Here is a 26,441-nt window from a genome sequence, read left to right as displayed (position 1 = left end):
CTCCAATTCCACCCATTTTTCTGCTTATTTTTACATATTTAATATCGTAAATAAGCGATCTTCTTGTTGTTTCGCCATTTTTCTTCTATGATACCACATTCAGAACGTATGTTCAATATTAATAATGTTCGCTTACAACGATAAAATTTTACCATTCAATTTATATTGGCTCTAAGGCAAACCACATACTATAATCTATAATCGAAGTTTGTATTCAAAAATCTGATCTCTTAGCTGGGCTGCTCTTTCAAATTGTAAGTCTGCAGCTGCCTGCTTCATCTCTTTCTCCAGCTTCTTGATATATTCACCCAATTCCTTCTTGGTTAATTCCAACGGACTCTTTCCGGCATAATATTCAGCCGACTCTTCTGCTGCTTTCGTGGCTTCTATTATAGCGCGAACGGACTTCTTTATCGTAGTCGGTGTGATGCCATGCTTCTCATTATATGCCTGCTGAATTCCCCTTCTTCTTTCCGTTTCTGCCATAGCCACTTTCATTGCCGGGCTGATTGAATCCGCATACATGATGACTCTGCCCTCTGCATTTCTGGCCGCACGGCCAATAGTCTGTATCAAAGACGTTTCTGTTCGGAGGAATCCTTGCTTGTCCGCATCCAAGATAACGACCAAAGACACTTCAGGTATATCCAGCCCTTCTCGGAGCAGATTGATTCCAACCAGTACATCAAATACGCCGAGTCTCAAATCTCGAAGGATTTCCATTCGTTCCAAGGTATCAATCTCTGAGTGCAAATACTTGACACGAATACCCACATTTTTCAGGTAATCGGTTAAGCTCTCCGACATCTTCTTCGTAAGGGTTGTAACAAAGACTCGTTCTCCTTTTTCGGTTACCTGATTGATTTCTCCAATCAAGTCATCGATCTGCCCCTCGCTTTTGCGCACGGAAATCACCGGATCCAGAAGTCCTGTCGGGCGAATCACCTGTTCAGCCGAAACACCGTTGCTATGCTCTAACTCATATTTTGCCGGCGTAGCACTTACATATACAATCTGATTGGTAATTCCCTCAAATTCTTCAAACTGAAGCGGCCGGTTGTCCAGTGCCGAAGGCAGCCTGAACCCGTACTCCACCAGAGATGATTTTCTGGAACGGTCACCGGCATACATGGCCCTGAGCTGCGGCAGCATCACATGAGACTCGTCAATAATAATCAGGAAATCTTTCGAGAAATAATCCAGTAAGGTATAGGGCCGGTTGCCCGGCGGTAAGCCGTTAATATGCCTGGAATAGTTTTCGATTCCTTTGCAGCTGCCTACTTCACGCAGCATTTCTAAATCATAACGGGTCCGCTGTTCAATACGCTGTGCTTCTAAAAGCTTGCCCCTATCTTTAAACCAAGTAAGTCGGTCCTGCAATTCCTCTTCAATGGTGCAAATGGCACGTTCCGTGTTTTCCTTGGACGTCACATAATGCGAAGCAGGATAGATCGCCACATGATTTCGGAGGCCAATAATTTCCCCTGTAATCGGATTAATTTCCTTGATACTTTCTATTTCGTCGCCGAACAATTCCACGCGAACAGCATTTTCCGCACCGGCCGGATAGACATCGATAATATCGCCTCGAACTCGGAAGCATCCTCTGGCAAATCCCAAGTCGTTTCTTGTATATTGGATATCCACTAGTTTTCGAAGAATATCATGCCGGTTCTTTTCCATACCCGGACGAAGCGATAGCATCTGATTTTCATAGTCAAACGGACTTCCCAAACCATAGATGCAGGATACGCTGGCTACGATGATCACATCTCGACGTTCTGCAAGTGCCGCAGTAGCGGAGTGACGAAGCTTTTCAATTTCTTCATTGATATCCGAATCCTTCTCAATATAGGTATCGGTCGAAGGCACATACGCCTCCGGCTGGTAGTAGTCATAGTAACTAACAAAATATTCGACGGCGTTATCCGGAAAAAATTCTTTAAACTCACCACAAAGTTGTGCTGCCAATGTTTTATTATGCGAAATCACAATCGTCGGTTTTTGCACCCGTTCGATCACATTCGCCATGGTAAAGGTTTTTCCCGAACCGGTTACCCCCAGTAAGGTCTGATGTTTTTCTCCGCGCAAAATCCCCTGCGAAAGTCGTTCCACTGCCTCAGGTTGATCGCCCATTAATTTGAAATCTGAAATAATTTTAAACTCATTCATAATAAGTAAATTATACTCCTTTTTAAACCCCTTATCAAATGCAATTATTTCATTTATACCCTTGTTAGAAACGATTTAACGTGGTATACTAATAAAATAATTGTGTTTTTGGGCTACTGAATAAATATCCTGTACTATTTAACGTAATTTAAACAGCAACATTGTTACAGTTTGCTGTGGTATCTGTTAATCGATATTGTTTTCAGCGATATCGATTTTATTACGGGAATAATTGTATACATTTATACATTTTGAATTAAATCTAATAAAATATTCGTTGAGGTGATTGTTATGATGAGTATATATGATTCTTTTGCAGCTGAAAAAGAAAGTCTGATCGACGCTTTATCTGCAGAGAAAGCATTCTACATGAGTAAGGCTAAAAGTCTAAACAAAAACAATGTGATTCCAAATGAGCTTTATGCTGAAAAAGACGTAAAGCGCGGACTTCGTAATGCAAACGGCACAGGCGTAGTAGTAGGACTTACAAAAGTTGGTGAAGTGGTTGGTTACGAACTGGATGAACAAGGGAATAAAATTGCTGTTGACGGAAAGCTCTACTATAGAGGCTACAACATCGACGATATTTTTCATGACTGTGTTCGCTGCAACCGTTTCGGCTTTGAGGAAGTGACCTATCTATTGCTGTTCGGTGAACTTCCTACGAAGCAAGAGCTTAAAGAGTTCACTGAAATGCTCGGTTCAAAGAGAGAACTGCCAAAGGGTTTTGCCAGAGATATGATTCTTACCGCTCCTTCTAAAAGTATTATGAATAAATTGGCAAGAAGCGTACTGGCTCTCTATTCCTACGATGATAATCCGGATGATACGTCCATTGAAAACGTGCTTCGTCAATCCATTTCATTAATTGGATATTTCCCTGCACTAATTGCCTATGGATATCAGGCTAAACGTTCTTCTTTTGACAATGAAAGCCTGCACCTGCATAACCCGATTCCGGAGCTGAGTACAGCGGAAAACATTCTAAGGATGCTTCGGCCTACAGGAGAATACACCGACATTGAAGCAAAGCTCTTAGATCTTTCCCTCATCTTGCATGCGGAGCACGGCGGCGGGAATAATTCCAGCTTTACCACACACTTGGTTTCTTCTTCCGGTACGGATACATATTCTGCTATAGCGGCGGCCGTCGGTTCTTTAAAAGGGCCGAAGCACGGTGGCGCCAATATTGCCGTAATCAATATGATCAATGACTTGAAAGCGCATGTATCCGATATTACCAATGAAGCAGAAGTAGAGGATTATTTAGTGAAACTCCTTAGGGGAGAAGCAAATGACGGAAGCGGTCTCATCTATGGGTTAGGCCATGCGATTTATACCATCTCCGATCCAAGAGCCGTACTATTAAAAGAGATGGCTCAGAAATTGGCCATCAGCAAAGGCTTGGAAGATGATTATAACTTGTGCCGTTTTATCGAAAAACGCGGCGGAATGTTATATAGCGAGTTGAAAGGTACGGATAAACCAATGCCTGCCAATGTAGATTTGTATTCCGGTTTTGTTTACAGTGCATTGAACATTCCGATCGATATCGCCACACCACTTTTTGCAACAGCACGTCTTTCGGGTTGGTGTGCACATCGATTAGAAGAATTAACTGCAGGAAAGAAATTGATGCGTCCTGCTTATAGAGGGGTACAGCCTTATTTGGATTATGTACAAATCTGCGATCGATAATAGTTGTTTTTAGGAGCTGTCCATTTGGACGGCTCTTTTTGATTTAATAGGAAATGTAATTATTGACATTTATTTACATATTGTATAAGATAGATTTAATCTTATACAAAGGAGGTATTCAGCACTGCCAACAAGGCAAGCTGCGCATCGGATCTATGTTATATTTACTACCATTTATCGTTATTGGACTTATTGCATCTTTTATACTTCTTACTCTTTTTAACCGAATCCCGATTGCTTGGTTCTGCGATTACGATGAAAAAGAACCGGATACATCCTATAAAAAGCAGCTTCAAGTTCTGCATTGGTTGTTGCCCTTTACTCTTTTTCTGGCATTCTGCTTCTATTTCCTATTAGCGCATTATTCCTTTCACAAAGCGCTCCTGCTCTTTTTTGTCATTTGTATTTTAATCCACGTATCTCTTTCCGATCTGCTGTATCGAATTATTCCGGATCAGCATGTTATCGCATTGGTTGTTTTAGGTGTCTTATGCATTCTCCTAGAGGGCCCCTCCTTTACATTTCATTTTATCAGTGCTCTAATCGGAGGAAGCCTATACCTGCTTGTGGCCTTCATAGGTTTATTGTTTAAGCAGCAAGATGCTATAGGCTTTGGAGATGTTAAGTTAATGACTGCTCTTGGCTTCATAACAGGTGTGTATAACATTTTGTCTATTTTTGTACTCACGACATTATTAAGCACTTTATTCCTTATCGCAGGTTTACTCGCTAGGCAAATATCCCTGCAATCTCTTTTACCGCTGGCTCCCTTTATTTCCATAGCTTCTATCATTCAGTTTCTGTTATAAGGTTCTTCATTTATCTATATCAATCCGAACTTCTTGCCCCGGATTGACACTGCAATCCGCCGGAAGCAACGCTTTCACTTTGACGCTTTCCCTATTTTTATTTGCTGAAGTCTGCAAATCTTTTGGCGTATACTCGGATTTCACATCTATAAACTTAATGATCCCTTCCACACTTTTTGAATCTTGCTTTGCGTTGTGAGGCAAATAAACGGTTATGGTTTTATCGTATGTCAGTTGTTGCAAATGATCTTTCGGGAAATAAAACACCGCATATTTCTCGGATGCATCGGATACGTCTGCCACATCATAGCCAAGCTGCACCATGTCTCCCTGTTTATAATTCAAACTCATTATCGTTCCATCACAAGAAGCAGTAATCGTATACTTCTCTAAATTTTCTTGCTGCTGTACCAATTGACTTTGCAGCAATGCAACATCCAAATTTGCACTATTAGATGCCGTTTGATCCGTGATATTATCCAAAGAAGATTTCGCTCCTTCCAATGCGCTGGCTGCAGAATCATAAGCTAGCTTAGCCGTATCCAGCCGTTCCTTTGAAATAGCCGCGCCGGCAAATAAATCTTGGGCTTTCCGGTAATCCTCACTCGCTTTGCTTAAAGACGCCTGTGCATTTTTATAAGCCGCTTTTGCTGCGCTATAATTATTATCGGCCGTACCGCCTTTGCCAATCGTAGTACTGCCTATAGCTAATTGGGCTTTCTGTACATTTAATTCGAGTTGCTCAACCATATATCGTTGCGAGGTATCATCAATCACGGCGATCACATCGCCTGTCTTTACCGGACTGCCTAATTGAACAGGACAGGATACAATTTTGCCGGAAACCTCCGACGCATGTGTAACCATAGCACTCTCCACTTCGCCGATTATTCCGCCTTTTTGTTTCCCTTGAAAATAAATAGCGATTATTGAAATAATCAATACAATGACAATAAACATCACCACTTTCTTTATTTTCTCTTTCTTTCCATGTATTCCAATCTGGTTTCCCATAAAAGATCATCCTCCTACTATCTATCTGCTCTGCGCACACTATTTTCTGGCTAAATACTTCGATATCTCTTTAAAAGCTTCGTATTGACTACCATGAACAAAAGGGAAAGAAAAAGCAATACCGCCAGATCCGGCAGAATATCAATCAGTCCATTCCCTTTCAGCATGACTTGTTTTAATGCATCCGCCGAATAATACAGCGGCATCACATGACCAATCTTCTCCCAAGAGGGTGACAATTGAAACAGTCCTGCAAAAAACACCTGAGGCACAATGATGATGGGAATAAACTGTATCATTTGAAACTCCGAATTCGCTGCGGTGGACATCAGCATTCCCAATGTCAATGCCGTGATAGCAGTCAATAAAGTGATTAAAAGAACCAGCCAAATAGAACCTATCATGAATACGTTTAATACATACACGACGTAAACCGAAATGATTACTGATTGCAGCACATTGACTAATCCAAATCCCAAGACGTACCCGGTGACAATCTCCCACCGTTTGATGGGAGTCGACAGCATCTTTTCTAAAGTCCCTGTGGTTCGCTCTTTAATAAAGGAAATTCCCGAAATAAGAAATACCAGAAAAAATACTAAAAATCCGATTAAAACTGCCGCGAAATTATCAAACTGTGACAAATCCTCCGAACCATATATATATCTTATATCTGAATTCAAATCCACTCGGTTGACCATATTTTTTATCTTTGCTGCTTCAATGGCCTTTAATGCTTTGCTTGCATCGGTGGAATTGCTTCCGTCCACCAAGGCTGTGATCTTACCGGATTCCATATCCACGATCGCAATAAGTTCCCCTTTTTCCAGATCACCGAGCGCTTCTGCTTCGTTGAGATATCGAACAGGCTTTGTATTTTGGTCATATAAATTATCCACATATTTTTCAGGGGCATTCAGGACTCCTATGGATACGGTCGTTACCATTCCTTCAAACACGAAATAGATGAGCGTCAAGATCAAGAGCGGAGCCATCAGCATAAGTGCCAGGGTTCGCTTATCGTTTCTCAGCTGCATAAGTATTCGTTTTGCTAAAGACCTAACTCTCACTTGCATTCTCCTTTCCATAATGCAGGAATGCCTCTTCCAAACTGGAGGCACCTACACTCTCTTGGATTTGCTTTGGCGTTCCGCTTGCAATCAGCCTTCCTTCTCTCATCATGGAAAGTTGATTGCATTTTTCCGCCTCATCCATTACATGTGTAGTCACCAAAATGGTAATTCCATCTGCAGTCAGCTTGTAGAGTTCTTCCCAAATATCTTTCCGAAGCACTGGATCTATGCCTACCGTCGGTTCATCTAGGATCAGCACTTCCGGTTTATGGAGCAAAGCCATTGCCAGCGATAATCTTCTCTTCATGCCTCCGGAGAATTCATCTATTTTCTTGTTTGTATCTTTTAAGAGATTGACTAATGTTAATACTTCTTTGATTCTTGCATCTAACGCCTTCCCTTTCAGGCCGTATAAAGCTCCAAAAAATTTTAAATTTTGATTTGCTGTCAAATCCCCATACAACGCATCTGATTGAGCCATATACCCAATTTTATGAACCATTTCTAACTGTGGCATCGGCTGCCCCAAAACATAGGCTTCCCCGGAGGTTGCTTTTGAAATAGCCGCCACGATTTTAACGGTCGTACTCTTCCCGCATCCGGAAGGTCCAAGCAGTCCATATATCGCCCCATAGGGTACTGTAATGCTCACGTCCTTCAATACCTGTTTATTGCCATAACTTTTACAAATATTTTTTAAGACAATGCACTCCTTCTTTTCATCCATACGATATCACCCTCAACAATTTCTTAAAAACTGTTGGATTATAATAATTATCACTTGAATCCAACAACTTGTTGTCATATTATAAGGATACCCATTAATCAAGAAAAATGAAATAAACAATTTTTAAAAAAATGTCGGAGTATCACCGTTAAATGATTGGAGGTTAAAAATGAATCAAGATTCCCAAAGGGTTACTGAAACAAAACAAAAAATAAAAAAAGCTTTTTTAGAGCTATATAGAGAAAAAAGAATTGAAAAAATCAGTATCAAAGAAATAACCGATAGAGCTGGTGTTAACCGAGGAACATTTTATACTTATTACTTGGATATTTATGATTTATTGGAACAGATAGAGGAAGAAGCGACTGAAGCAATTAAAGCTCAGGCGGAGCCTATTATAACTATGCTTCTAAACGGGTCCAAATCCTTTACGGACCTCTTACCTGTGGAGTTTTTTAAAAATAATAAAGAACTCTTAGAATTGTTTTTTGGGGAACAGGCCAATCCTCATCTTCTGGCACGATTAAAAAAAATGGCTCAAGGCATTGCTATATCAAAGCTGAATTTAAACTGTGATGATGGTACTTTGGAATCCATGAGATTGCGTTACGCCTTAGAATACATTTCCTCTGGTCAAATAGGATTAATCACTTACTGGTTTAAAAATGAGATGATGCTCCCTATGTCCGAGTTGGGACGCTTAATAGAGGACCTAAACCTTCACGGAGCATTGACTTATTTAATAAATCATCGAGCTGATTCATGAATAAATAAGGATTCCTATGAATAAAAAACTGCGAAAATATCGCGGTTTTTTATTCAGTCCTCCTGTCCCGTATAACCCCGCCGGATCATGTCCAGCCCTTTTGATAGATTAAGCTACTTCTTTTTCACGCTTGGGCCCCGTTTCGTTACCGCACTGTCCAGATATTGCACAGCGACGTGAGCGGCATCGCAAAACGGTTTATTTCTGGATTCACCGCAACGGCAAAGCGCGACACGGTTCCGAACTTCATACGGCGTTCCGTCAGCTGATTCAATCAGAATATGTCCTTTGACAAAAATACCTGCACTCACACGCCTTTCCGGATCCTGAATGATATCAATCGAGGGGATATACTCGTTCTCATACTCTGTTCCATCCATATCAACAGCAGTCAGACGCCCAGAGGGACAGTCGCATGCGGCACGAATGGCTTCTTCGCGATTATTCCCGGCATCCGAATGTTCAACCAGCTCCCATGCGTCCCCATTTCGTCTATGGCAAAACCGCGCAAATGCGCAGCGCCCGTCATCCAAAAGATCAACCCCTGGCCCTTCCATCCTTTCGGCTCTCTCGTGGTATCGATTTTTAGACGCCGTTTCTTTCCCACGAAAATTGTGGTTATAATGGCTGCCGTCGCAAAAAGGCGCATTGGTGGATTTGCCGCAGCGGCAGAGCGCATATGCTTCCGACTGAGGAAGTTCCCGCCCTTCCTGAAATTCATATCCACCGGCTTTCGGGATAATGATTTGTTCCGAAATGGGAACGTTCCCCGAAACAAGGTATGGGCCGCCTTCAATAATCCGAATCTTACATTTAGCATTTATATCGCTCATTTGGAATACCTCCATTCATTTAATTTGTAACCCGCTTTGAGCATTCAAGCCTTCCGTTATTAAGTCCAACTATAGAATAATATGAAAAGACTAACAATAAAAGTCGTCCCTTTATTATGGCATAGCCGTAAAAAAAGTACCATTTATAAATTGAAAAAATATATACGACTAAATTTAGATTTCAAGAGAAAATTTTCTCCATACAATAAAACACCGCGATATTTTCGCGGTGTTTTATTAAAAACCATTTAATGGTCCGGGTTATTTCATTTCGGCCAATCTCTTGTACCCTTCATACTTGTCTTTTGCATCTTCTTCTGTCATAGCAAATAATTTTTCTGCTACATCAGGGAATTCACTTGCAAGAGAAGAATATCTCATCTGACCTAGGATAAAGTCTTTAAAGTTTGCAGTCGGAGCCTTGGAGTCTAACTGGAACGGATTCTTCCCCTGCTTTTTCAGTTCAGGATTGAATCGGTATAAGTGCCAGTAACCTGCATCTACTGCATCTTTGATATTTTCCTGTGTCTTTCCCATCCCCTTCTTCAAGCCATGGTTAATGCATGGGGAGTATGCGATAATGAGGGATGGTCCATCGTAAGCTTCTGCTTCTGTAATAGCTTTCATCAGCTGGTTCTTGTCTGCACCCATACCTACCTGAGCAACATATACATAGCCATAGGACATAGCCATCATACCAAGGTCCTTCTTCTTGATTCTCTTACCGGAAGCGGCAAACTTCGCAATGGCAGCAACCGGAGTAGCCTTGGATGCCTGGCCGCCCGTGTTGGAGTATACTTCTGTATCAAATACCAACACATTGATATTTTCTCCGGATGCGAGTACGTGGTCGAGTCCGCCGTAACCGATGTCGTATGCCCATCCGTCTCCGCCAAGCGCCCATACGGATTTCTTCACTAAATAATCCTTTTGATCAACAATTCTCTTGCATAGTTCTGCAACTGCGGCATCGGAAATTGTTGTATTTTCAATGACATTTATTAGGTTCTCACTCTTTATTCTTGATGCCGGTCCGTTTTCCTTCACTTCAAACCATTCTGTAACTGCTTCTTTTAATGCTGCAGGAGCATCTAATCCAAGAATGGCCTCCATTGCCTGTTCAAGCTGTTCTCTCATCTGCTTTGTCGCAAGAAGCATACCGTATCCGTATTCTGCGTTATCTTCAAACAGGGAGTTTGCCCAAGCCGGACCTCTTCCGTTTTCATCCTTGCAGTAAGGCATGGCTGGAGCAGATGCTCCCCAAATAGAAGAACATCCCGTTGCATTCGCAATAAGCATTCTGTCTCCATACAATTGAGTTACAAGCTTAATGTAAGGAGTTTCTCCGCATCCTGCACATGCTCCGGAGAATTCAATATATGGCTTTGCAAACTGACTTCCCTTTACGGATTCTTTATTTAACAGGCCATCTTTAATGGAAACCGTTGTGGAGTAATTCCAATTATCTGTCTCTTTCAGTTCCTGTTCAAAAGGCCTCATAATCAATGCCTTTTCCTTCGACGGACAAATATCCGCACAGTTTCCGCAACCTAAACAGTCAAGCGGGGAAATCTGAATTTTGTACTGATATCCTTCTAAGCCTTTGCCGATTGCTTTCACTGTTTCAAAAGAAGCCGGTGCTTCTGCCTTTTCTTCTTCTGTAAGAAGAACCGGTCTGATAGATGCATGCGGACAAACAAAGGAGCACTGATTACACTGGATACAATTATCTTTGATCCATTCCGGTACTTTAACCGCTACGCCGCGCTTTTCGTAAGCAGCAGTGCCTGACGGGAATGTACCATCTTCGATATCCTTAAATGCACTTACAGGGAGATTATCTCCTTCCTGTCTGTTCATTGGAATTAATACCTGTTCAATAAACTCCGGAACTATTATGCCTTCTTCTTCCGTGTCTACGGAGTTGCTCCATTCTGACGGAACAGTTACCTTCTTGATACTTGTTACACCAGCATCCACAGCCTTCCAGTTCATTTCTACAATGCTATGACCCTTTTTATGGTAAGTCTTTTCGATACCTTCCTTCAAGAATTCGATAGCACTATCTAGCGGAATTACATTTGTCAGCTTAAAGAATGCAGCCTGCATGATCATATTGATTCTGTTTCCAAGCCCGATTTGAGTAGCAGTGCTCACAGCATCAATCGTATAGAAGTTGATTTCTTTATCAGCTAAGACTCTCTTTACGCTAGCCGGAAGATGATTAGCAAGTTCTTCTTCAGACCATATACAGTTTAATAAGAATATGCCGCCCTTCTTTAAATCCTTCAGCATATCATATTGTTTTATATAAGCTTGATTGTGACAGGCAACGAAATCCGCCTGATTAATCAAATAAGTGGACTGAATAGGATGTGCACCAAATCTTAAGTGAGAGATCGTTACACCACCGGACTTCTTAGAGTCGTAAGCAAAGTAACCCTGTGCGTACATGTTTGTCTTATCACCGATAATTTTAATCGCCGTCTTATTCGCACCAACTGTACCGTCGGATCCAAGTCCCCAGAACTTACATTTAATTGTTCCTTCCGGTTCTCTTGCAACACCATCATCATAAGGAAGGGAGTGTCCTGTTAAATCGTCCTCGATACCGATTGTAAATGCGTTTTTCGGCTTCTGAGCCGCAAGATTTTCAAATACAGATAAGATCATACCCGGTGTTGTATCCTTGGAACCAAGACCGTAACGGCCTCCATACACTTCCGGTGAAATTTCTTCATCATAAAGCATCGTCTTAACGTCTTGATATAATGGTTCGCCTAATGCGCCAGGTTCCTTTGTTCTGTCAAGAACAGCAATTCTTTTAGCGGTCTTAGGAAGAACATCCATGAAAAACCTTTTCACAAAAGGTCTATAAAGTCTTACTTTGATTAAGCCTACCTTCTGTCCTTCTTGAAGCATTTGAGTCATTGTTTCTTCAATCGTTTCACAGACAGAACCCATTGCAACAATTACGTGTTCTGCATCCGGTGCACCAACGTAATCAAACGGCTTATAACTTCTTCCTGTTAATTGGCTGATTTTATTCATATATTCTACAACAACTTCAGGAAGCTCATCGTAGAATTTGTTTGATGCTTCTCTTGCCTGGAAGAATATATCCGGATTTTGAGCCGTTCCTCTGATAACAGGATGTTCCGGATTCAATGAACGGTCTCTGAACGCTTGAATGGCATCCCAATCTACGAGCTCTTTAAATTCATCGTATTGAATCACGTCAATTTTCTGTATTTCGTGAGAAGTTCGGAAACCGTCAAAGAAGTGAAGAAACGGAACTCTTGACTTAATGGTAGCCAAGTGCGCGATACCACCAAGGTCCATAACCTCCTGAACGGAGCCGGAAGCAAGCATAGCAAAGCCGGTCTGTCTTGTCGCCATAACGTCGGAGTGATCTCCGAAAATACAAAGCGCATGTGTCGCAAGAGTTCTTGCCGCTACATGAAATACACCCGGAAGCAATTCTCCGGCGATCTTATACATATTTGGAATCATCAGCAGCAATCCCTGCGATGCTGTATAAGTAGTCGTAAGCGCACCGGCCGCTAAAGAACCGTGTACTGTTCCGGCAGCACCTGCTTCAGATTGCATTTCTGCAATTTTAACTTTCTGATCAAAAATATTTTTTCTGCCATAAGCAGCCCACTCATCAACAACTTCTGCCATTGTGGATGAAGGAGTAATCGGATATATAGCTGCAACATCTGTAAACGCATATGATACATGAGCTGCTGCCGTATTACCATCCATAGTTCCCATTTTACGTTGTGTCATTTTTTCCCCCTACTTCATAATAAAAATCGTATTAGACCTTCTACTTAATTTCATCAATAAAATTTTCCTATACTATTTCGCCCAAATTGTGTAGTTAACTATTGCAAAACAAATGAATTGATTTCTATTTTAAAATAATCAAATTGGTTTTGCTTCTTATTCCGCAAAATAGTACTTTTTTAATCATATTTTTAACTATTATATTCATAAATAATGTTTTTACTTTATACTATATCAAAATAATTGTCAAGCATGCACAGAAAATTATACAATATACAAGACAAAAAAATATCAATCCCATAATTTCAACAATTATGAAACCCCTTTTGACAAGATATCTTATAAAACTTTCTTACTCCTTTGTATATTTTCACAATAACGTTTAAAAACATTATGATTTTGTACAAATTATTTGTATGTTTATTCAAGTATTTATAGTTTTTATCCATCGTAAGGAGGTAGATACCCTTGAAAAGATATAAAATAGAATAATAGAGCAAATTAATGCTATTATAGTTTTTTCTTATAGTTTTTTCATGTAATTTTTTACTCTTTTCAAAAAAACAAAAGGAGTGCCTCCAATGAACTTCTATCAGGCAGTCAACACTGTCCAAATAATCCGTATCAATAAAGAGACACCCTACTTTATTTTCTGTTCCCTATGATAAATCATCTATTCCTTATTCAGCGGAGGAAACTTTTCATCAAACAATACTTCATCCTCGCCCAGAATAATACTTTTTCTCGTCATTCCCATCTTCTTATGTGCTGCGTATATGGATATCGGTACGAAAATAGCAACAAGAGAAATAATGACTACGGGCATTCCGCCATCCTCAAAAGCTAAAAGAATCATAGCCCCTACCTGAATAATAATGGCAAAATAAGCAAGTCCGGGAAAAAACCGCGCTTTTACCGTTAAACAAGTTTTCGGATTATAGCCTCTTTCTTTAAGCTTCTTTCTAAAAATGATCTGTGACCAGCAAATCCCCACCCAGCATAATGTGCCTGTAAATCCGGATATTCCTAATAAGTTCGCATACAGAGGAAGTCCGTTTTTCCCCCAAAGCCCTAACACATCGGATGCAAACCCCAGTATAAACACTACCCAAATAGGAATCAAGGTGAATATGGTTGCATTATGCGGCGTGCTGAATCGATTTAACTGAGATAAACTCTTCGGAGCCAGCCCTTCGACGGACAATCCGTAAAGTGCCCGTACTGTCCCATAAAATCCGGAGTTTGCGCAGCTGAAGGCTGCGATTAATGTCACGAGGGTGAACAAACCGGCCGCCCATTTCAGGCCATAAGCCCCTAAGGTATATGCAAAAATAGATTGATCTAAACCGGCCTGCGCTGACGGAACGATTAACGTTAGCAGAAATACCGGAATTAAGTAAATTAATATAATTCGATAGGCCACACTCTTGCAGGCAATAGGCACATTTTTTTCCGGATCTTGCGTCTCTGCCGCGGACAAGCCTACAATTTCTGAACCTTGGAAATTGACTAAGGTCCAGATCATATACGTGATAATCACAAATCCGCCGGAAGGAAATAGTTTATGTATCCCTGAACCCTCACCGCCCAATAACACTTGGGTTCCGATCAGTCCTGCTCTTTCGGTGAACGGATGCAAGTTTCCGCCGATGATTCCGCACCAAATGCCTATTCCGCAAATGACAAAAACCACGATCGCTAAAATTTTCAGAATGGACATAACGGACTCTATATGCCCGAACCATTTCACATGATACAGATTTACCGCCGTTAAAATGGATAAGGCAACGCTCCCCCATATAAATGTACCGATGGCTCTATTCTCAATAGGAATAAAATAGTTCATAAACACGGCGCATGCCAATGCCTCAGACGGCACATACGCCACCCAGTTGCACCAGAACGCCCATCCGATTCCTGCAGAAGCCGTATCTCCCAGGAATTCTCTCGTGTACGAGACAAAAGAACCTCTTCTCGGAATATTTACTAATAATTCCGCAAAAGACTGCATGACGCCGTATACCGTTAATCCGGCAACCGCATAGGCAATCAATACTGCTCCGGCCCCCATTTGAGAAAAGGTTAACCCTAACCCTAAAAAATAGCATGAACCAATAATTCCGCCTAATGCTATCAGCGAAACGTGCCATGGCAGGATGCCACGAGCTAGAGTACGATGGCTTTTCTCCGAACTTCTGCCATGTTTATCACTCATATAATTTGTCTCCTACAACCTAAATTTCACGTATTTTTACCATACATACTGCCACTGATCTTACAAATCTAAAATCAAGCCAATACTACATACTCTAACAATTATACTTAACCATATAGTTTCATAGGTTGCTTGTCAACAAATTAACCGAATCTCCGTTAGCTTCTTTACCTGCCTATTTATCTATAGCAAAATAGGGCTAACAGGACTATTCCGGGCAGACCAAGGGTTCCTACTCCGAAAGCAGAGATGATGTTTAAAGGCAAATGCAGCCCAAAACTACCACCTATTATGTTTATCAATATAATTGAAATACCACCACATAAGCTATTTACTACTATTCTTCGAATTACTCGGCCAGAGAACGAAAATATTTTGGCCAAAATAAAAATAACTAACAACCCCGCTGCATATGATAGAAATATAATTATTTCCATACCCGAATCCATTTTACCTCACCGCCTTTGTATAAAATATGAGAGCGTTGACTAAAATAGAATTAAAGGGCAAAAAAGAAAGGTGTGAATAACATGTCAAAACTAAATAGCGTTGCAGACTCTGCAATAAAAGCCTATCGCAAGGTGTTTCGGCTGCCTAGTCCGCCAGGTGATGATGAATCTCTTCTGATGTGTATCCAGTCCTCATCGTCAAAAATTTTGTCTGCCGAATCACTTTTCAATGAAATTACTGACGATGATTTAATAGACTACGCCACTTATGACATACTAGCTGAAAAAGCGCGATATTCTTACTTAATAAAAAAAGCAAAAGAAAAGAACCTACACGCATAGATCATCAGCGATCTATCTCCATAGATTCTATTGGATAGAGCATACTGTCTAATTATTTATAGACTTCTGCGTCCTTCCATTGCTTTGGACAAAGTAACTTCATCGGCATATTCCAAATCACCACCTACCGGAATGCCGTGTGCAATTCTCGAAACAGTTATTCCGGACGGTTTGATCAGCCTAGCTATGTACATAGCGGTTGCTTCTCCTTCAATATTTGGATTGGTCGCTAAAATGATTTCATGTACATCATTCTCTTGCAAACGTACAATTAAAGATTTCAGATTGATATCTTCCGGCCCGATCCCTTCAAGCGGTGATATGGCCCCATGCAATACGTGGTACATGCCATGGAACTCTCGAATTCGTTCCATCGCAGCGACCTCCTTGGGGCTTTCCACTACGCAGATGACCGAAGTATCCCGTTCCGTATCGGAACAAATCGCACAAGGCTCTGTATCCGTCAAATTGCCGCATACGGAGCAATACTTCATCTTTGTCTTAGCATCGATAATAGCCTGGGCAATGGCAAATGCATCTCTATCGTCCATATCTAAAATATTAAATGCCATTCTTTGCGCCGTTTTGTTTCCAATGCCTTGCAACTTGGAAAGCTCATTTATTAATTTATTTAATGGCTTTGCATAGTATTTCATTACATTAATCCTGGAATGTTTAGTCCACCAGTGATTTTACTCATTTCATTCTGTGCAATTTCTTCCATTTGCCGAAGGGCTTCGTTCGCTGCTACTAAAATCAGGTCCTGCAGCATTTCAATGTCATCCGGATCCACTACTTCCGGCTTTAATTCAACCTTTATCAGTTCTTTAGCACCGTTAACGGAAATCGTCACCGCACCGCCGCCTGCCGTTGCAGTTGCTTCCATTTTTTCAATTTCAGCCTGCGTTTCTTCCATTTGTCTTTGCATCTGCTGCATTTGCTGAATCTGCTTTTGCATATTCGCACCGCCACCCATGCCACCACCTGCACTTGGCTTTTTTCCTGCTCTCATACCTTTTCCCATTTCTTCCTCCTTATCTATGCAATGCTGCATTATACTAATTCAATATTTATGCCCAATTTATTTTCTGCATTTTTCTTTATGCTTTCGATATCTATTCCATTCTGCGTAGGTCCGTCGCAGTTTCCTTTTACCTTACAAAGCAACTGACGCCGTACTCCCGTATGCTGCTCCATAATATCTTCCAGTTCCCTTTGTTTATTCTTTACATAATCGGCGGTCACTGTATTGGAAGCCGTTACCGAGAAGGTATGAGCGGTAACTTCCGCTAATTCAGTCCCGACTCGTATCAAATTAAAGCTTGCCGTTGCTGCTTCGCCGGTTTCGAAAATAGCATGCCATAGCCGATCTTTATCCAGATCGTCATTTGCTTCTCCGCCATTTGAGACAAGCTCTGCCGGAGCACTTGGCTTTGCCTCCGTTTTCGCTCCCGAGATAACGGTTCTTTCCGCTTTTATTACCGTCGTCACAGCTGCATCATTTCCGGATGGCAGTGTGCTTTTTTGAAGCAGGCCTGTTGCCATCTTTACAATACAAAGTTCCAGCAAAATCCTGGGCTGGGTAGACCATTTTGCATCCGACATGGTTTTTGCCAGCTCCATAATGTGATTATTGATCTCCGCCACATCGATCCGTTGGCTCTGTTCGCAAATTCTCTCTATGTTTTCGCTGGACATGTTTAACATATCTTCTGCTTTATTGACAAATTTCGTTATCAGCAAATTTCGGTAATGCGACATCCAATCTTTCATAAACTGCCGTACATCTTTGCCGTCTGCTAATACCTTATCCAACATAATCAGTGCTTCTGCCGTATTATGCCGCATCACTGCATCGGTGATTTCCAAAAATACTTCTTCTCCTACGGTCCCCAATATTTCTAACACGTCTTCCCTGGAAATATCTTTGGAGCCGGCAGATAAACATTGATCTAAAATACTGAGACCGTCTCTTACCGAGCCGTCCGCATTGGCCGCTACAAGTGCTAACGCACTGTCTGTAATCCGAATCTCCATCGCCGCACAAATGGATTTCATACCTTCCAAAAGAACCTTTTCGGGAACTCTTCTGAAATCCAGTCTTAAGCATCTGGAAAGAATCGTTGCCGGCAGCTTCTGAGGTTCGGTAGTTGCTAAAATAAACAGGACATTTTCCGGCGGTTCCTCTAACGTTTTTAACAATGCATTAAAAGCCCCGGAGGATAGCATATGAACTTCATCGATGATATATACTTTTTTCCGCCCGACTACCGGAGGATATTTCACGCTCTCCCTCAGTTCACGGATATTGTCGACACCGTTATTGGAGGCTGCATCAATTTCGATCACGTCCATAAAGGTTCCGTCCTTGATGGCTTTGCAATTTTCACATACGCCGCAAGGCCGAACATTTTCGGACGTACAGTTGACCCCTTTCGCCAGCAGTCTGGCGGTTGTGGTCTTACCTGTTCCTCTGGTACCGCAAAATAAATAAGCATGCCCCGTGGAATCAGCTGCAATTTGATTTTTCAATATTTTTACTATGTGCTCTTGACCTAAAACCGTATCAAAGGTTTCCGGCCTGTAAGCTCGATACAAAGCAGTATACATTCTATCCCTCTTTTAATCAAATAAAGACAAAGAATTGCCCTTTAAAAGCTCCACCGGCAAGGAGAAGGCTAATCTGCGGCACATAAGAGCTTCCACTTATTGCTGCTTCCTTCCGGACCTGACAAGATTCGCAGAGTCCTATTGCGCAGGACCCAAACCTAACCAAGCGGAGCTTTTAAAAGGCAATTCACATCTAGTTAATATACTATAAATTTTGTTGAAAGTCAAGCTATTTTATCCGTGCACGCTCCTTGGGAAATTTTTATTATGGGAGCGAAGCGAGTCAGAGGCGAAGCCGTTGAGCTCCTCGCAGAGGCTTTTTTTATTTTACAACCTTATAGAGCTCATCCGCCTCAGGCGGCGCAATCGGTTGCAGGTCATTTTCACTGTTCAGCATAACACCAAAAGCTCTTTCTTTGATAACTCCGATGCAAGAGACAGCTATTCCAGCTTGGACCAGTGCCTCTTCCAGCAAGGGGCGCTTTTCGGGCGTTACTATAATCAGCATACAGCCGCTTGAAATAAGCCGTAAATAATTTATTTGAAATCTATTGCAAATCTTTTTGGTGATATCCTTTACCGGAACTTTGTCCAGCCACAGTTCTGCACCATTTCGGGAGATTTCACACATCTCCCACACGGCTCCCAGAACACCGCCTTCCGTAATGTCATGCATCCCTGCCGTACCGATTTTCCCGGCAATAACGCCTTCGCGAACCACACTGACTTGACTTAGAAGTTGCTGGGCCTCTAAAATTTCTTCCTGAGAGCAGACATTTCGAAGTTCTTCTTCAAAATCCAGGGCCAGGATGCCGCTTCCTTCAATGCCGGCGAATTTTGTCATTAGGATAAAATCTCCTGGTTTCATTTCGCTTGCATTCTGCGAGTCGCCTTTTTTTGCCCGGCCAATCGCAGTGGACACAATCACCGGTGTATTCACAGCAGGAGTAACCTCCGTATGTCCCCCGATAATTTCGACGCCAAGTTCTTCAGCCGTTTCACCCGCATGGCCCATAATCGTCTTTACATCTTCTTCAGTGGTTCCTTCCGGAAGCATCACCGCAAGCATGATGCCTAAAGGTTCTACTCCATTTGATGCAATATCGTTGCACGTAATATGAATCGCTAATCTTCCGATTTCACTTACTGCCGCTGTAATAGGATCTGTAGACATCACACAATCATAATCACCAAAATCCACGACTGCACAATCTTCTCCGATTCCGGGCCGCGTTAAGACTTCGGGTCTCTTGTATGTTATCTTTTCAAATACAATCTTCTTCAATAAATCACTATCCAGCTTGCCTACTTTAAGCATCAAATTTCACCTCATATTTTATATCTACAAATTTTTCAAATTCCAAACTTCCTTATAAATCGTTTATTTGCGATTGACAAATTCCTTGTTTTCTCAACATCTGCGTGTAGTTGCCATCGACATGCCCTAAAAGGTATTCGTGTTTATTCGATTTAAAAACTCTTCCTCTGTTAGAATCTCTACACCCAGTTCTTTTGCTTTTTTATTCTTGGAAGAGTTCGACAAAATGTCATTATTAATCAGATAGTTTGTCTTTGATGTGACCGAACCGGTCGTCTTTCCGCCCTTATTCTCGATGAGTTCTTTTAACTCTTCTCGGTTTTCAAAATGTTCAAGAGCGCCGGTTATTACGAAAGTAAAGCCTTGCAGTATTTGTTCTCTTTCATCGGTAATAATCGAATCAGATTCTAATTCAATCTCTTTTAATATGTCCTCTACGATCATTTTGTTCTTTTCATCGGAAAAGTAAGACGTATAGGCATCTGCCATCTTCGGTCCGATTCCGTCGATCTCCATCAGTTCTTCTTTCGTTAAACGATGAATTCTAGACCAGTCATTGTTGCAAGCCTTGCAGATTACCTTTGCATTTGCAACCCCTACATTCGGTATGCCTAAGCTGTATAGTAAACGGGTAGGTGTTGTTTTTCTCGCTTTATTAACCGACTCTACCATATTCTCAAAGGATTTCTCGCCAAACCCTTCCATGGAGACAATGGTTTCTTTAAACCTTTCCACATGAAATAAATCGGCAAGTTCCTTAATCAACCCTTTCGCAATAAACTTCTCCATAGTTGCTTCCGATAATCCGTCTATGTTCATCGCATCTCGGCTTACAAAGAGAGTAAAGGCTTTGATCTGCTTCGCTAAACACTTTTCATTGGTGCAGACGAGTACTTCCACATCATTTTCCTTACGGATTTCAGCCTTCCCGTCACAAACCGGACAGACATCCGGAATATCTTCTACGCCGCTTCGAGTCAGATTATTTGCAATTTGCGGAATAATCATATTGGCTTTATAGACCTCAATGGTATCTCCTACCCCTAACTCCAGCTGTTTCATAATGCTGATATTATGCACGCTCGCCCTGCTCACCGTCGTTCCCTCCAGCTCCACCGGATCAAAAATGGCTACCGGATTAATGAGGCCTGTTCTGGACGCGCTCCATTCGATCTCTTTTAAAACGGTTTCTTTAATTTCGTCTTTCCACTTAAATGCGATCGAACTTCTTGGAAATTTCGCCGTATTTCCAAGGGATTCGCCATATTGTATATCGTCTATTAGCAATACCAGCCCGTCTGAGGGAAAATCGTTCTGTCGAATCTGCTCTGCGAACCATTCGACATCCTCATAAATACTCTCCGCCGTCGTCAGCCGGTATTCGACAACCTCAAAACCTTGTTTCTCAAGCCACTCAAACTGTTTTTGTCTCGAATTCTTCTGCTTCAGTTCTGCGAGTTCGACAAGTTCTCCGTCCGTCTGCCGTTCATTCTTCTGTTTTGTTTCACCGGCATTCTCTGCCTGAACCAATGCGAATGCATAAAAACGTACATTTCTCTCCGCCGTAATCTGATTATTTAACTGTCTTACACTGCCGCTGCACAAATTCCGAGGATTCTTGTATTTCGCTTCCGCTTCGATAATCTGACTGTTGATTCGTTCAAACTCCGAATACGTAATAATCGCTTCCCCCCGCAGCACTAATTTCCCTTTAAAAGGGATGCTCACAGGAAGGTTCTTAAATACCTTCGCATTATTCGTGATTACTTCACCAATTTCTCCGTTTCCTCGGGTGACTGCCTTTGTCAAGATACCGTCTTCATAGGTTAAAACGATTGTCAGGCCATCTAATTTCCATGAAAGCAGTCCTTTTTGGTTGCCCAAAAAGCTAGCCAGTGTGTCCACATCCTTGGTCTTATCAAGAGAGAGCATTCTCCCTTGATGAGCTTCTTTTGGCAAATCGCTGAGGACTTGATAACCGACATTCACTGTAGGGCTGTTTGCCAATGTGATACCGGTCTCTGTCTCCAGTTGTACCAACTCATCATACAGTTTATCGAATTCAATATTGGGTATAATTTCGGCACTTTCTTGATAATACGCTTTAGAGGCTTTATTCAGCAGTTCAATTTTACTTTTCATTTCTTTTATTTTTAAATCCATTTTTGGTTGAACTGAATTTCCCATATTGTCTCCTTATGAAATTGAAGATTTATCCGTTTAACACGCTAAAAGCTACCCTTCAATCTTTTTAATTGGGGCGATATCCTTCGCAAGCTTTTTAAGCCCTACCGTATCAAACATGACACTGATAGTCTTTCCATTTACCTCGATTACCATACCTTGGCCAAATTTTGCGTGATTTACTCGGTCACCTGCGGCAAAATCTGCATGTATACTCGCCATACCGCCTTGTTTCACCTCACGTTTTGCATCGCCTAGCTTATCAAAAGGCTTATAAGGCTCTGCTTTTGCATAACCGTCGTTCCCGCCTCTGGCGGAACCTCCCCAGCTGTTTCCTGTAGCACTGCTGCTCGAGCCTCCCCAACTGTTCCCTGTAGAGCTGCTGCCACTGCCGGAATCACTCCAACCGCCGCTGCCGCTTCCAAAACCACCTGACTTCTTTTCGTAAATAGCATCACCTGTAATCAGTTTTCTGTCAATCTCTTTCATAAACTGAGATTCTCGGGTATAATCGGTTTTACCGTAAAGTGTTCTCATCTGTGCGCTCGTCATAAATAGACGCTCTTTGGCTCTGGTCATGCCTACATAGCAAAGCCTTCGCTCCTCTTCCAATCCGGTAGGCTTTTCCAAGGCTCTCCATCCGGGAAACAGCCCATCTTCCATGCCCGGCAGAAAGACAACCGGGAATTCCAGTCCTTTTGCGCTATGCATCGTCATAAGAACCACCGCATCTTCGCCTTCGTCCAAATTGTCCACTTCGGCAACCAAAGCGATTCTCTCCATAAAATCAGACAGCGAAAGCTGCGGATCATCTTTCTCATAATTATAAATAACGGACTTGAATTCCAGTAAGTTCTCGATTCGTCCCTCTGCTTCCACGGTATTGGCATCTTCCAGCGCTTTTAAATAGCCGGTATGTACCATCAGCGCATCATATATGTCCGACACTCTTAGGTTATCCTTTTCCTGACTATATTCGACGATGGTATTCACCATGCGTTTTACGCTGTCCACCGATTTGCTCGGTAACCCTTCCACCACGTCTTCGTCCGTAAGGGTTTGGAATAGGCTTTCGCCCCGGACCATGGCTAAGGCCTTCAGTTTATCCAGCGTCTTTTCGCCGATGCCCCGCTTCGGTTCATTAATAATTCGAATCAGGGCCACATCATCCGACGGGTTTTGAACTAACCTCATATAAGACATAATGTCTTTGATTTCTTTTCGGTCATAATATCTCAACCCGCCCAACACTCGATACGGAATTTCTCTGGAAGAAAGCGCTTCTTCAAAATTTCGGGACTGTGCATTGGTTCGATACAGAATGGCAAAATCCTTATACGGAAGCTGCTTATTGTGAAGTCTGTCGATTTCTTGGGAAATATATCTCGCTTCATCTTTTTCATCATCCGCTCTGTAATATGTAATTTTCTCTCCCGGCTCTTTATCGGTCCAGAGCTTTTTTGCTTTTCGTTGAAGATTCCTTTCGACCACACTATGAGCGGCCGCCAGAATATTCCCGTAGGAACGGTAGTTCTGCTCCAGTTTAATGACTTTGGTTCCTTTGAAGTCCTTTTCAAAGTCCAGAATATTTTTGATGTCCGCCCCTCTCCATTGATAAATACACTGGTCATCATCACCTACTACGCAGATATTATTATGCGCCTGAGCGAGCAGCTTGATAAATCGATACTGCATATAGTTGGTATCCTGATACTCATCCACCATCATGTATTTAAATCGATTCTGATATTTTTCCAGAACGTCTTCATGCTGTTCAAAGAGTCTTACCGTATTCACAATCAAGTCGTCAAAATCCATGGCGTTATTCTTTTTCAAGGTCTTACAATATTCTATGTAAAGCTGTCCGATAACCTTTCCTTTAAAATCACCCTCATTCAGTCTCATGAACTCCTCAGGGGTGATGGCCTTTTCCTTATTATCGCTGATAATACTCAATATATAATTGGGGGTAAATTTTTTGTCGTCCACATTAGCGGCTTTCAGACAAGTCTTTATCACCGTTTTTTGATCGGTAGGGTCATAGACAACAAAATCACGGGTATAACCCAAAAGATCTGCATGCATACGTAAGATTCGAAGGCATGCAGAGTGAAAGGTCAAAATCCACATGTTCAGACCTTCTCCGATCAGACTTTCCACCCGGTCTCTCATTTCCTTTGCTGCTTTATTCGTAAAAGTTACAGCAAAAATATGATAGGGCGAAACCCCTTCCTCCTTTATGAGGTAGGCGATTCTTCTCGTCATTGTACTTGTTTTTCCGCTTCCTGCTCCTGCTAGAATTAGCATAGGCCCGTCTTTATGCAGGGCAGCTTCTCTCTGTTTTTCGTTTAAACTCTTTAAATAATCCATTGTACTCCTTATCGTTTTCTGCTTCTATCGGCACATTTCGCAGGCAATTTGGGACGCCAAAGCTGCATTGTTCAGCACAAGTTGAATATTCGACTTCAAACTCTCTCCCTTGGTAATAATCTGAATTTCATTCAATAAGTAAGGTGTAGTTTCTTTCCCTTTGATACCAAGCTTTTCAGCTCGTTCTACTGCTTCTTGAATGGATTTTGAAATCGTTTCATGATCCATCGCATATTCCACCGGAATAGGATTCGTTACAAGCATTCCGCCTTTTAATTTCAAATCCATTTTAGCAGTAAAGATAGCTGCAATCTCTTTTGGGGTGTCTGCTCTATAGTCCACTTCAAAGCCGCTTTCTCTCGTATAGAACGCCGGCAGTTCTTTCGTTTGATAGCCGAGTACCGGTACTCCTTTTGTTTCTAAATATTCTAAAGTAAGACCTAAATCAAGAATCGACTTTGCTCCGGCGCAGACAACCATTACAGGTGTCATTGCCAGTTCTTCTAAATCTGCAGAGATGTCCATCGTTGTTTCTGCGCCTCTATGTACGCCTCCGATGCCACCGGTTGCAAAGATTTTAATTCCCGCCATAGCAGCTAATATCATGGTTGTAGCGACGGTCGTCGCACCATCCTCTTGCTTTGCGATTAAGACAGGAACGTCTCTTCTGCTTGTCTTAATGACAGCAAGACCCTTCTTCCCCAAATAATCGATTTCTTCCTTAGAAATTCCTACCTTCAATCTTCCCTTAATAATTGCTATGGTAGCAGGAACTGCACCATTTTCGCGAACAACTCTCTCCACCTCTAATGCTGTTTCAACATTCTGCGGATAAGGCATACCATGAGAAATAATGGTGGATTCTAATGCGACAACAGGCTTGCCTGAAGCTAAAGCCTCCGCCACTTCTTCCGCTATATCTAAATATGAATTGAAATTTTTCATCATTACACCCTTTTCCCTTTCCCACTTAACATTCTGTCCGGCGCTTTAGCGACGCTTGACAGAATTTAGGCTAGAAAATCATAAATCTTTGATTTATAGATTTTCATCGTCTCATTTTTGCAGATTATATTGTATCATAACTTTGCTATTTTAGCTATAATACCAACAAAAATAGGCGCATTCTTTCCCTGCTGTCCGTTTAACATTCTGTCCGGCGCTTTAGCGACGCTCGACAGAATTTAGGCTAGAAAATCATAAATCTTCGATTTATAGATTTTCATCGTCTACTCAAAGTTTAGAAAAAAAGGCAACGCTTTCAGCTCCGACTCGCTTTGCTCCCTGCTGTCCGTTTTTTCACTGCGGCTAAAGCCGCGAAAAAAAGGCAATGAACTTTCGCTCACTGCCTTTTTAGGTTTATATCATTTTTTAATTATTCGATTACGGATGCTACTACTCCGGAACCTACTGTTCTTCCACCTTCTCTGATCGCGAATCGTAATCCTTCTTCGATTGCGATTGGATTGATTAGTGTAATTGTCATCTGGATGTTATCTCCAGGCATACACATTTCTGTTCCTTCCGGTAACTGCAGATCTCCTGTGATATCTGTTGTTCTGAAATAGAACTGTGGTCTGTATCCGTTAAAGAATGGCGTATGTCTTCCGCCTTCTTCCTTCTTTAATACGTATACTTCGGAAGTGAACTTTGTATGTGGGTGGATTGTTCCAGGGGCACATAATACCTGTCCTCTTTCGATTTCTGTTCTCTGAACACCTCTTAATAGCGCTCCGATGTTGTCTCCTGTTTCTGCCTGATCCAGTAACTTTCTGAACATTTCAATTCCTGTTACTACGACCTTTCTTCTTTCTTCTGTTAAACCGATGATTTCTACTTCATCACCAACTTTTAACATACCTCTTTCTACTCTTCCTGTAGCTACTGTTCCTCTTCCTGTGATGGAGAATACGTCTTCTACCGGCATGATGAACGGCTTATCGTTGTCTCTCTGTGGTTCAGGAATGTATGTGTCTACTGCTTCGAACAATTCGATAATCTTATCTCCCCATGGGCCTTCCGGATTATTTAATGCTTCTAATGCAGATCCTCTGATGATTGGTGTATCA

The 26,441-nt window shown here is 41.7% G+C and carries 20 protein-coding genes and 1 other RNA gene; 4 read left to right on the top strand and 17 right to left on the bottom strand.

Features of this window, described 5'->3' with window-relative positions:
• Positions 1–195: 195 nt before the first annotated feature.
• Complete coding sequence (uvrB, locus tag JYB65_RS11020) at positions 196–2,172, bottom strand: excinuclease ABC subunit UvrB (RefSeq protein ID WP_209010512.1); 1,977 nt, start codon at positions 2,170–2,172, stop codon at positions 196–198.
• 291 nt (positions 2,173–2,463) lie between these two features.
• Here uvrB and JYB65_RS11015 point away from each other — a divergent pair, with 291 nt between their 5' ends.
• Together JYB65_RS11015 and JYB65_RS11010 are read left to right on the top strand one after the other, a co-directional pair.
• A complete protein-coding gene (locus JYB65_RS11015) occupies positions 2,464–3,870 on the top strand; it encodes a citrate/2-methylcitrate synthase (RefSeq protein WP_280634499.1) in 1,407 nt (468 codons plus the stop codon).
• Between the two features lie 62 nt (positions 3,871–3,932).
• On the top strand, positions 3,933–4,679 hold the full coding sequence (locus JYB65_RS11010; RefSeq protein ID WP_206582734.1) for a prepilin peptidase: 747 nt from the start codon (positions 3,933–3,935) through the stop codon (positions 4,677–4,679).
• 6 nt (positions 4,680–4,685) lie between these two features.
• On the opposite strand, the gene JYB65_RS11005 is transcribed toward JYB65_RS11010, so the two are convergent.
• From JYB65_RS11005 to JYB65_RS10995, 3 genes are read right to left on the bottom strand one after another with little or no spacing between them, the layout of a single operon-like run.
• Positions 4,686–5,693 (bottom strand): HlyD family secretion protein, encoded by a 1,008-nt coding sequence (locus tag JYB65_RS11005; RefSeq protein ID WP_206582733.1) that lies wholly within the window; start codon positions 5,691–5,693, stop codon positions 4,686–4,688.
• A 50-nt stretch (positions 5,694–5,743) separates the two neighbouring features.
• Positions 5,744–6,781 (bottom strand): ABC transporter permease, encoded by a 1,038-nt coding sequence (locus JYB65_RS11000; RefSeq protein ID WP_245156662.1) that lies wholly within the window; start codon positions 6,779–6,781, stop codon positions 5,744–5,746.
• Positions 6,753–7,493 (bottom strand): ABC transporter ATP-binding protein, encoded by a 741-nt coding sequence (locus JYB65_RS10995; RefSeq protein ID WP_206582732.1) that lies wholly within the window; start codon positions 7,491–7,493, stop codon positions 6,753–6,755. The genes JYB65_RS11000 and JYB65_RS10995 overlap by 29 nt, the downstream gene beginning before the upstream one ends.
• 169 nt (positions 7,494–7,662) lie before the next feature.
• Here JYB65_RS10995 and JYB65_RS10990 point away from each other — a divergent pair, with 169 nt between their 5' ends.
• The gene (locus tag JYB65_RS10990) at positions 7,663–8,259 is read left to right on the top strand and encodes a TetR/AcrR family transcriptional regulator (RefSeq protein WP_206582731.1); all 597 of its coding nucleotides are present in this window, start codon (positions 7,663–7,665) and stop codon (positions 8,257–8,259) included.
• Positions 8,260–8,372: 113 nt separating this feature from the next.
• Here the strand turns inward: JYB65_RS10990 and JYB65_RS10985 are convergent, their stop codons facing one another.
• From JYB65_RS10985 to JYB65_RS15290, 4 genes are all read right to left on the bottom strand, one after another.
• On the bottom strand, positions 8,373–9,092 hold the full coding sequence (locus JYB65_RS10985; protein ID WP_206582730.1) for a CDGSH iron-sulfur domain-containing protein: 720 nt from the start codon (positions 9,090–9,092) through the stop codon (positions 8,373–8,375).
• A 261-nt stretch (positions 9,093–9,353) separates the two neighbouring features.
• Positions 9,354–12,884 carry a pyruvate:ferredoxin (flavodoxin) oxidoreductase gene (nifJ, locus tag JYB65_RS10980; RefSeq protein ID WP_206582729.1) on the bottom strand — a complete coding sequence of 1,177 codons (3,531 nt, stop codon included), beginning with the start codon at positions 12,882–12,884 and terminating at the stop codon, positions 9,354–9,356.
• A gap of 673 nt (positions 12,885–13,557) precedes the next feature.
• Positions 13,558–15,099, bottom strand: a complete 1,542-nt coding sequence (locus JYB65_RS10975) for an amino acid permease (protein ID WP_206582728.1) — start codon at positions 15,097–15,099, stop codon at positions 13,558–13,560.
• A gap of 179 nt (positions 15,100–15,278) precedes the next feature.
• Complete coding sequence (locus JYB65_RS15290; RefSeq protein ID WP_425331130.1) at positions 15,279–15,536, bottom strand: pro-sigmaK processing inhibitor BofA family protein; 258 nt, start codon at positions 15,534–15,536, stop codon at positions 15,279–15,281.
• A 93-nt stretch (positions 15,537–15,629) separates the two neighbouring features.
• Between JYB65_RS15290 and JYB65_RS10965 the strand changes: the two genes are divergently transcribed.
• Positions 15,630–15,890 carry a DUF2508 family protein gene (locus JYB65_RS10965; protein WP_206582725.1) on the top strand — a complete coding sequence of 87 codons (261 nt, stop codon included), beginning with the start codon at positions 15,630–15,632 and terminating at the stop codon, positions 15,888–15,890.
• Positions 15,891–15,946: 56 nt separating this feature from the next.
• Here the strand turns inward: JYB65_RS10965 and recR are convergent, their stop codons facing one another.
• The 9 genes from recR to JYB65_RS10920 form a co-directional block, all read right to left on the bottom strand.
• On the bottom strand, positions 15,947–16,546 hold the full coding sequence (recR, locus tag JYB65_RS10960; protein WP_206582724.1) for a recombination mediator RecR: 600 nt from the start codon (positions 16,544–16,546) through the stop codon (positions 15,947–15,949).
• Complete coding sequence (locus JYB65_RS10955; RefSeq protein WP_206582723.1) at positions 16,546–16,914, bottom strand: YbaB/EbfC family nucleoid-associated protein; 369 nt, start codon at positions 16,912–16,914, stop codon at positions 16,546–16,548. Before JYB65_RS10955 ends, recR begins: the two co-directional genes overlap by 1 nt.
• 29 nt (positions 16,915–16,943) lie before the next feature.
• The gene (gene dnaX / locus JYB65_RS10950) at positions 16,944–18,500 is read right to left on the bottom strand and encodes a DNA polymerase III subunit gamma/tau (RefSeq protein ID WP_206582722.1); all 1,557 of its coding nucleotides are present in this window, start codon (positions 18,498–18,500) and stop codon (positions 16,944–16,946) included.
• Between the two features lie 16 nt (positions 18,501–18,516).
• Positions 18,517–18,742: signal recognition particle sRNA large type (ffs, locus tag JYB65_RS10945), an RNA gene on the bottom strand.
• Between the two features lie 80 nt (positions 18,743–18,822).
• A complete protein-coding gene (locus tag JYB65_RS10940; RefSeq protein ID WP_206582721.1) occupies positions 18,823–19,818 on the bottom strand; it encodes an AIR synthase family protein in 996 nt (331 codons plus the stop codon).
• Positions 19,819–19,944: 126 nt separating this feature from the next.
• Positions 19,945–21,981: an NAD-dependent DNA ligase LigA gene (gene ligA / locus JYB65_RS10935; RefSeq protein ID WP_206582849.1), complete on the bottom strand. Its 2,037-nt coding sequence runs from the start codon at positions 21,979–21,981 to the stop codon at positions 19,945–19,947.
• Positions 21,982–22,053: 72 nt separating this feature from the next.
• Complete coding sequence (locus JYB65_RS10930) at positions 22,054–24,372, bottom strand: ATP-dependent helicase (RefSeq protein ID WP_206582720.1); 2,319 nt, start codon at positions 24,370–24,372, stop codon at positions 22,054–22,056.
• A 24-nt stretch (positions 24,373–24,396) separates the two neighbouring features.
• Positions 24,397–25,320 carry a pseudouridine-5'-phosphate glycosidase gene (locus JYB65_RS10925; RefSeq protein WP_206582719.1) on the bottom strand — a complete coding sequence of 308 codons (924 nt, stop codon included), beginning with the start codon at positions 25,318–25,320 and terminating at the stop codon, positions 24,397–24,399.
• Between the two features lie 427 nt (positions 25,321–25,747).
• Positions 25,748–26,441: EF-Tu C-terminal domain-related protein (locus JYB65_RS10920; RefSeq protein WP_245156661.1), on the bottom strand; the 694-nt coding region annotated here is incomplete at its 5' end.

Origin of the sequence: Clostridium aminobutyricum (assembly GCF_017255415.1) — a bacterium.
In the GTDB taxonomy this organism is placed as follows: domain Bacteria; phylum Bacillota; class Clostridia; order Peptostreptococcales; family Anaerovoracaceae; genus Aminipila; species Aminipila aminobutyrica.
Note: the sequence above shows the minus strand (reverse complement) of the source record. Positions and strands in the feature narration are given on the sequence as shown.

Coding starts and splice junctions, on each gene's coding strand:
- JYB65_RS10985 (WP_206582730.1), bottom strand. CDS start 9,092: ATGAGCGATATAAATGCTAAATGTAAGATTCGGATTATTGAAGGCGGC.
- JYB65_RS15290 (WP_425331130.1), bottom strand. CDS start 15,536: ATGGAAATAATTATATTTCTATCATATGCAGCGGGGTTGTTAGTTATT.
- JYB65_RS10975 (WP_206582728.1), bottom strand. CDS start 15,099: ATGAGTGATAAACATGGCAGAAGTTCGGAGAAAAGCCATCGTACTCTA.
- JYB65_RS10995 (WP_206582732.1), bottom strand. CDS start 7,493: ATGGATGAAAAGAAGGAGTGCATTGTCTTAAAAAATATTTGTAAAAGT.
- JYB65_RS11000 (WP_245156662.1), bottom strand. CDS start 6,781: ATGGAAAGGAGAATGCAAGTGAGAGTTAGGTCTTTAGCAAAACGAATA.
- ligA (WP_206582849.1), bottom strand. CDS start 21,981: ATGGATTTAAAAATAAAAGAAATGAAAAGTAAAATTGAACTGCTGAAT.
- recR (WP_206582724.1), bottom strand. CDS start 16,546: ATGAAATACTATGCAAAGCCATTAAATAAATTAATAAATGAGCTTTCC.
- JYB65_RS11015 (WP_280634499.1), top strand. CDS start 2,464: ATGATGAGTATATATGATTCTTTTGCAGCTGAAAAAGAAAGTCTGATC.
- JYB65_RS10940 (WP_206582721.1), bottom strand. CDS start 19,818: ATGCTTAAAGTAGGCAAGCTGGATAGTGATTTATTGAAGAAGATTGTA.
- JYB65_RS10955 (WP_206582723.1), bottom strand. CDS start 16,914: ATGGGAAAAGGTATGAGAGCAGGAAAAAAGCCAAGTGCAGGTGGTGGC.
- uvrB (WP_209010512.1), bottom strand. CDS start 2,172: ATGAATGAGTTTAAAATTATTTCAGATTTCAAATTAATGGGCGATCAA.
- JYB65_RS10990 (WP_206582731.1), top strand. CDS start 7,663: ATGAATCAAGATTCCCAAAGGGTTACTGAAACAAAACAAAAAATAAAA.
- JYB65_RS10925 (WP_206582719.1), bottom strand. CDS start 25,320: ATGATGAAAAATTTCAATTCATATTTAGATATAGCGGAAGAAGTGGCG.
- dnaX (WP_206582722.1), bottom strand. CDS start 18,500: ATGTATACTGCTTTGTATCGAGCTTACAGGCCGGAAACCTTTGATACG.
- nifJ (WP_206582729.1), bottom strand. CDS start 12,884: ATGACACAACGTAAAATGGGAACTATGGATGGTAATACGGCAGCAGCT.
- JYB65_RS11005 (WP_206582733.1), bottom strand. CDS start 5,693: ATGGGAAACCAGATTGGAATACATGGAAAGAAAGAGAAAATAAAGAAA.
- JYB65_RS10965 (WP_206582725.1), top strand. CDS start 15,630: ATGTCAAAACTAAATAGCGTTGCAGACTCTGCAATAAAAGCCTATCGC.
- JYB65_RS10930 (WP_206582720.1), bottom strand. CDS start 24,372: ATGGATTATTTAAAGAGTTTAAACGAAAAACAGAGAGAAGCTGCCCTG.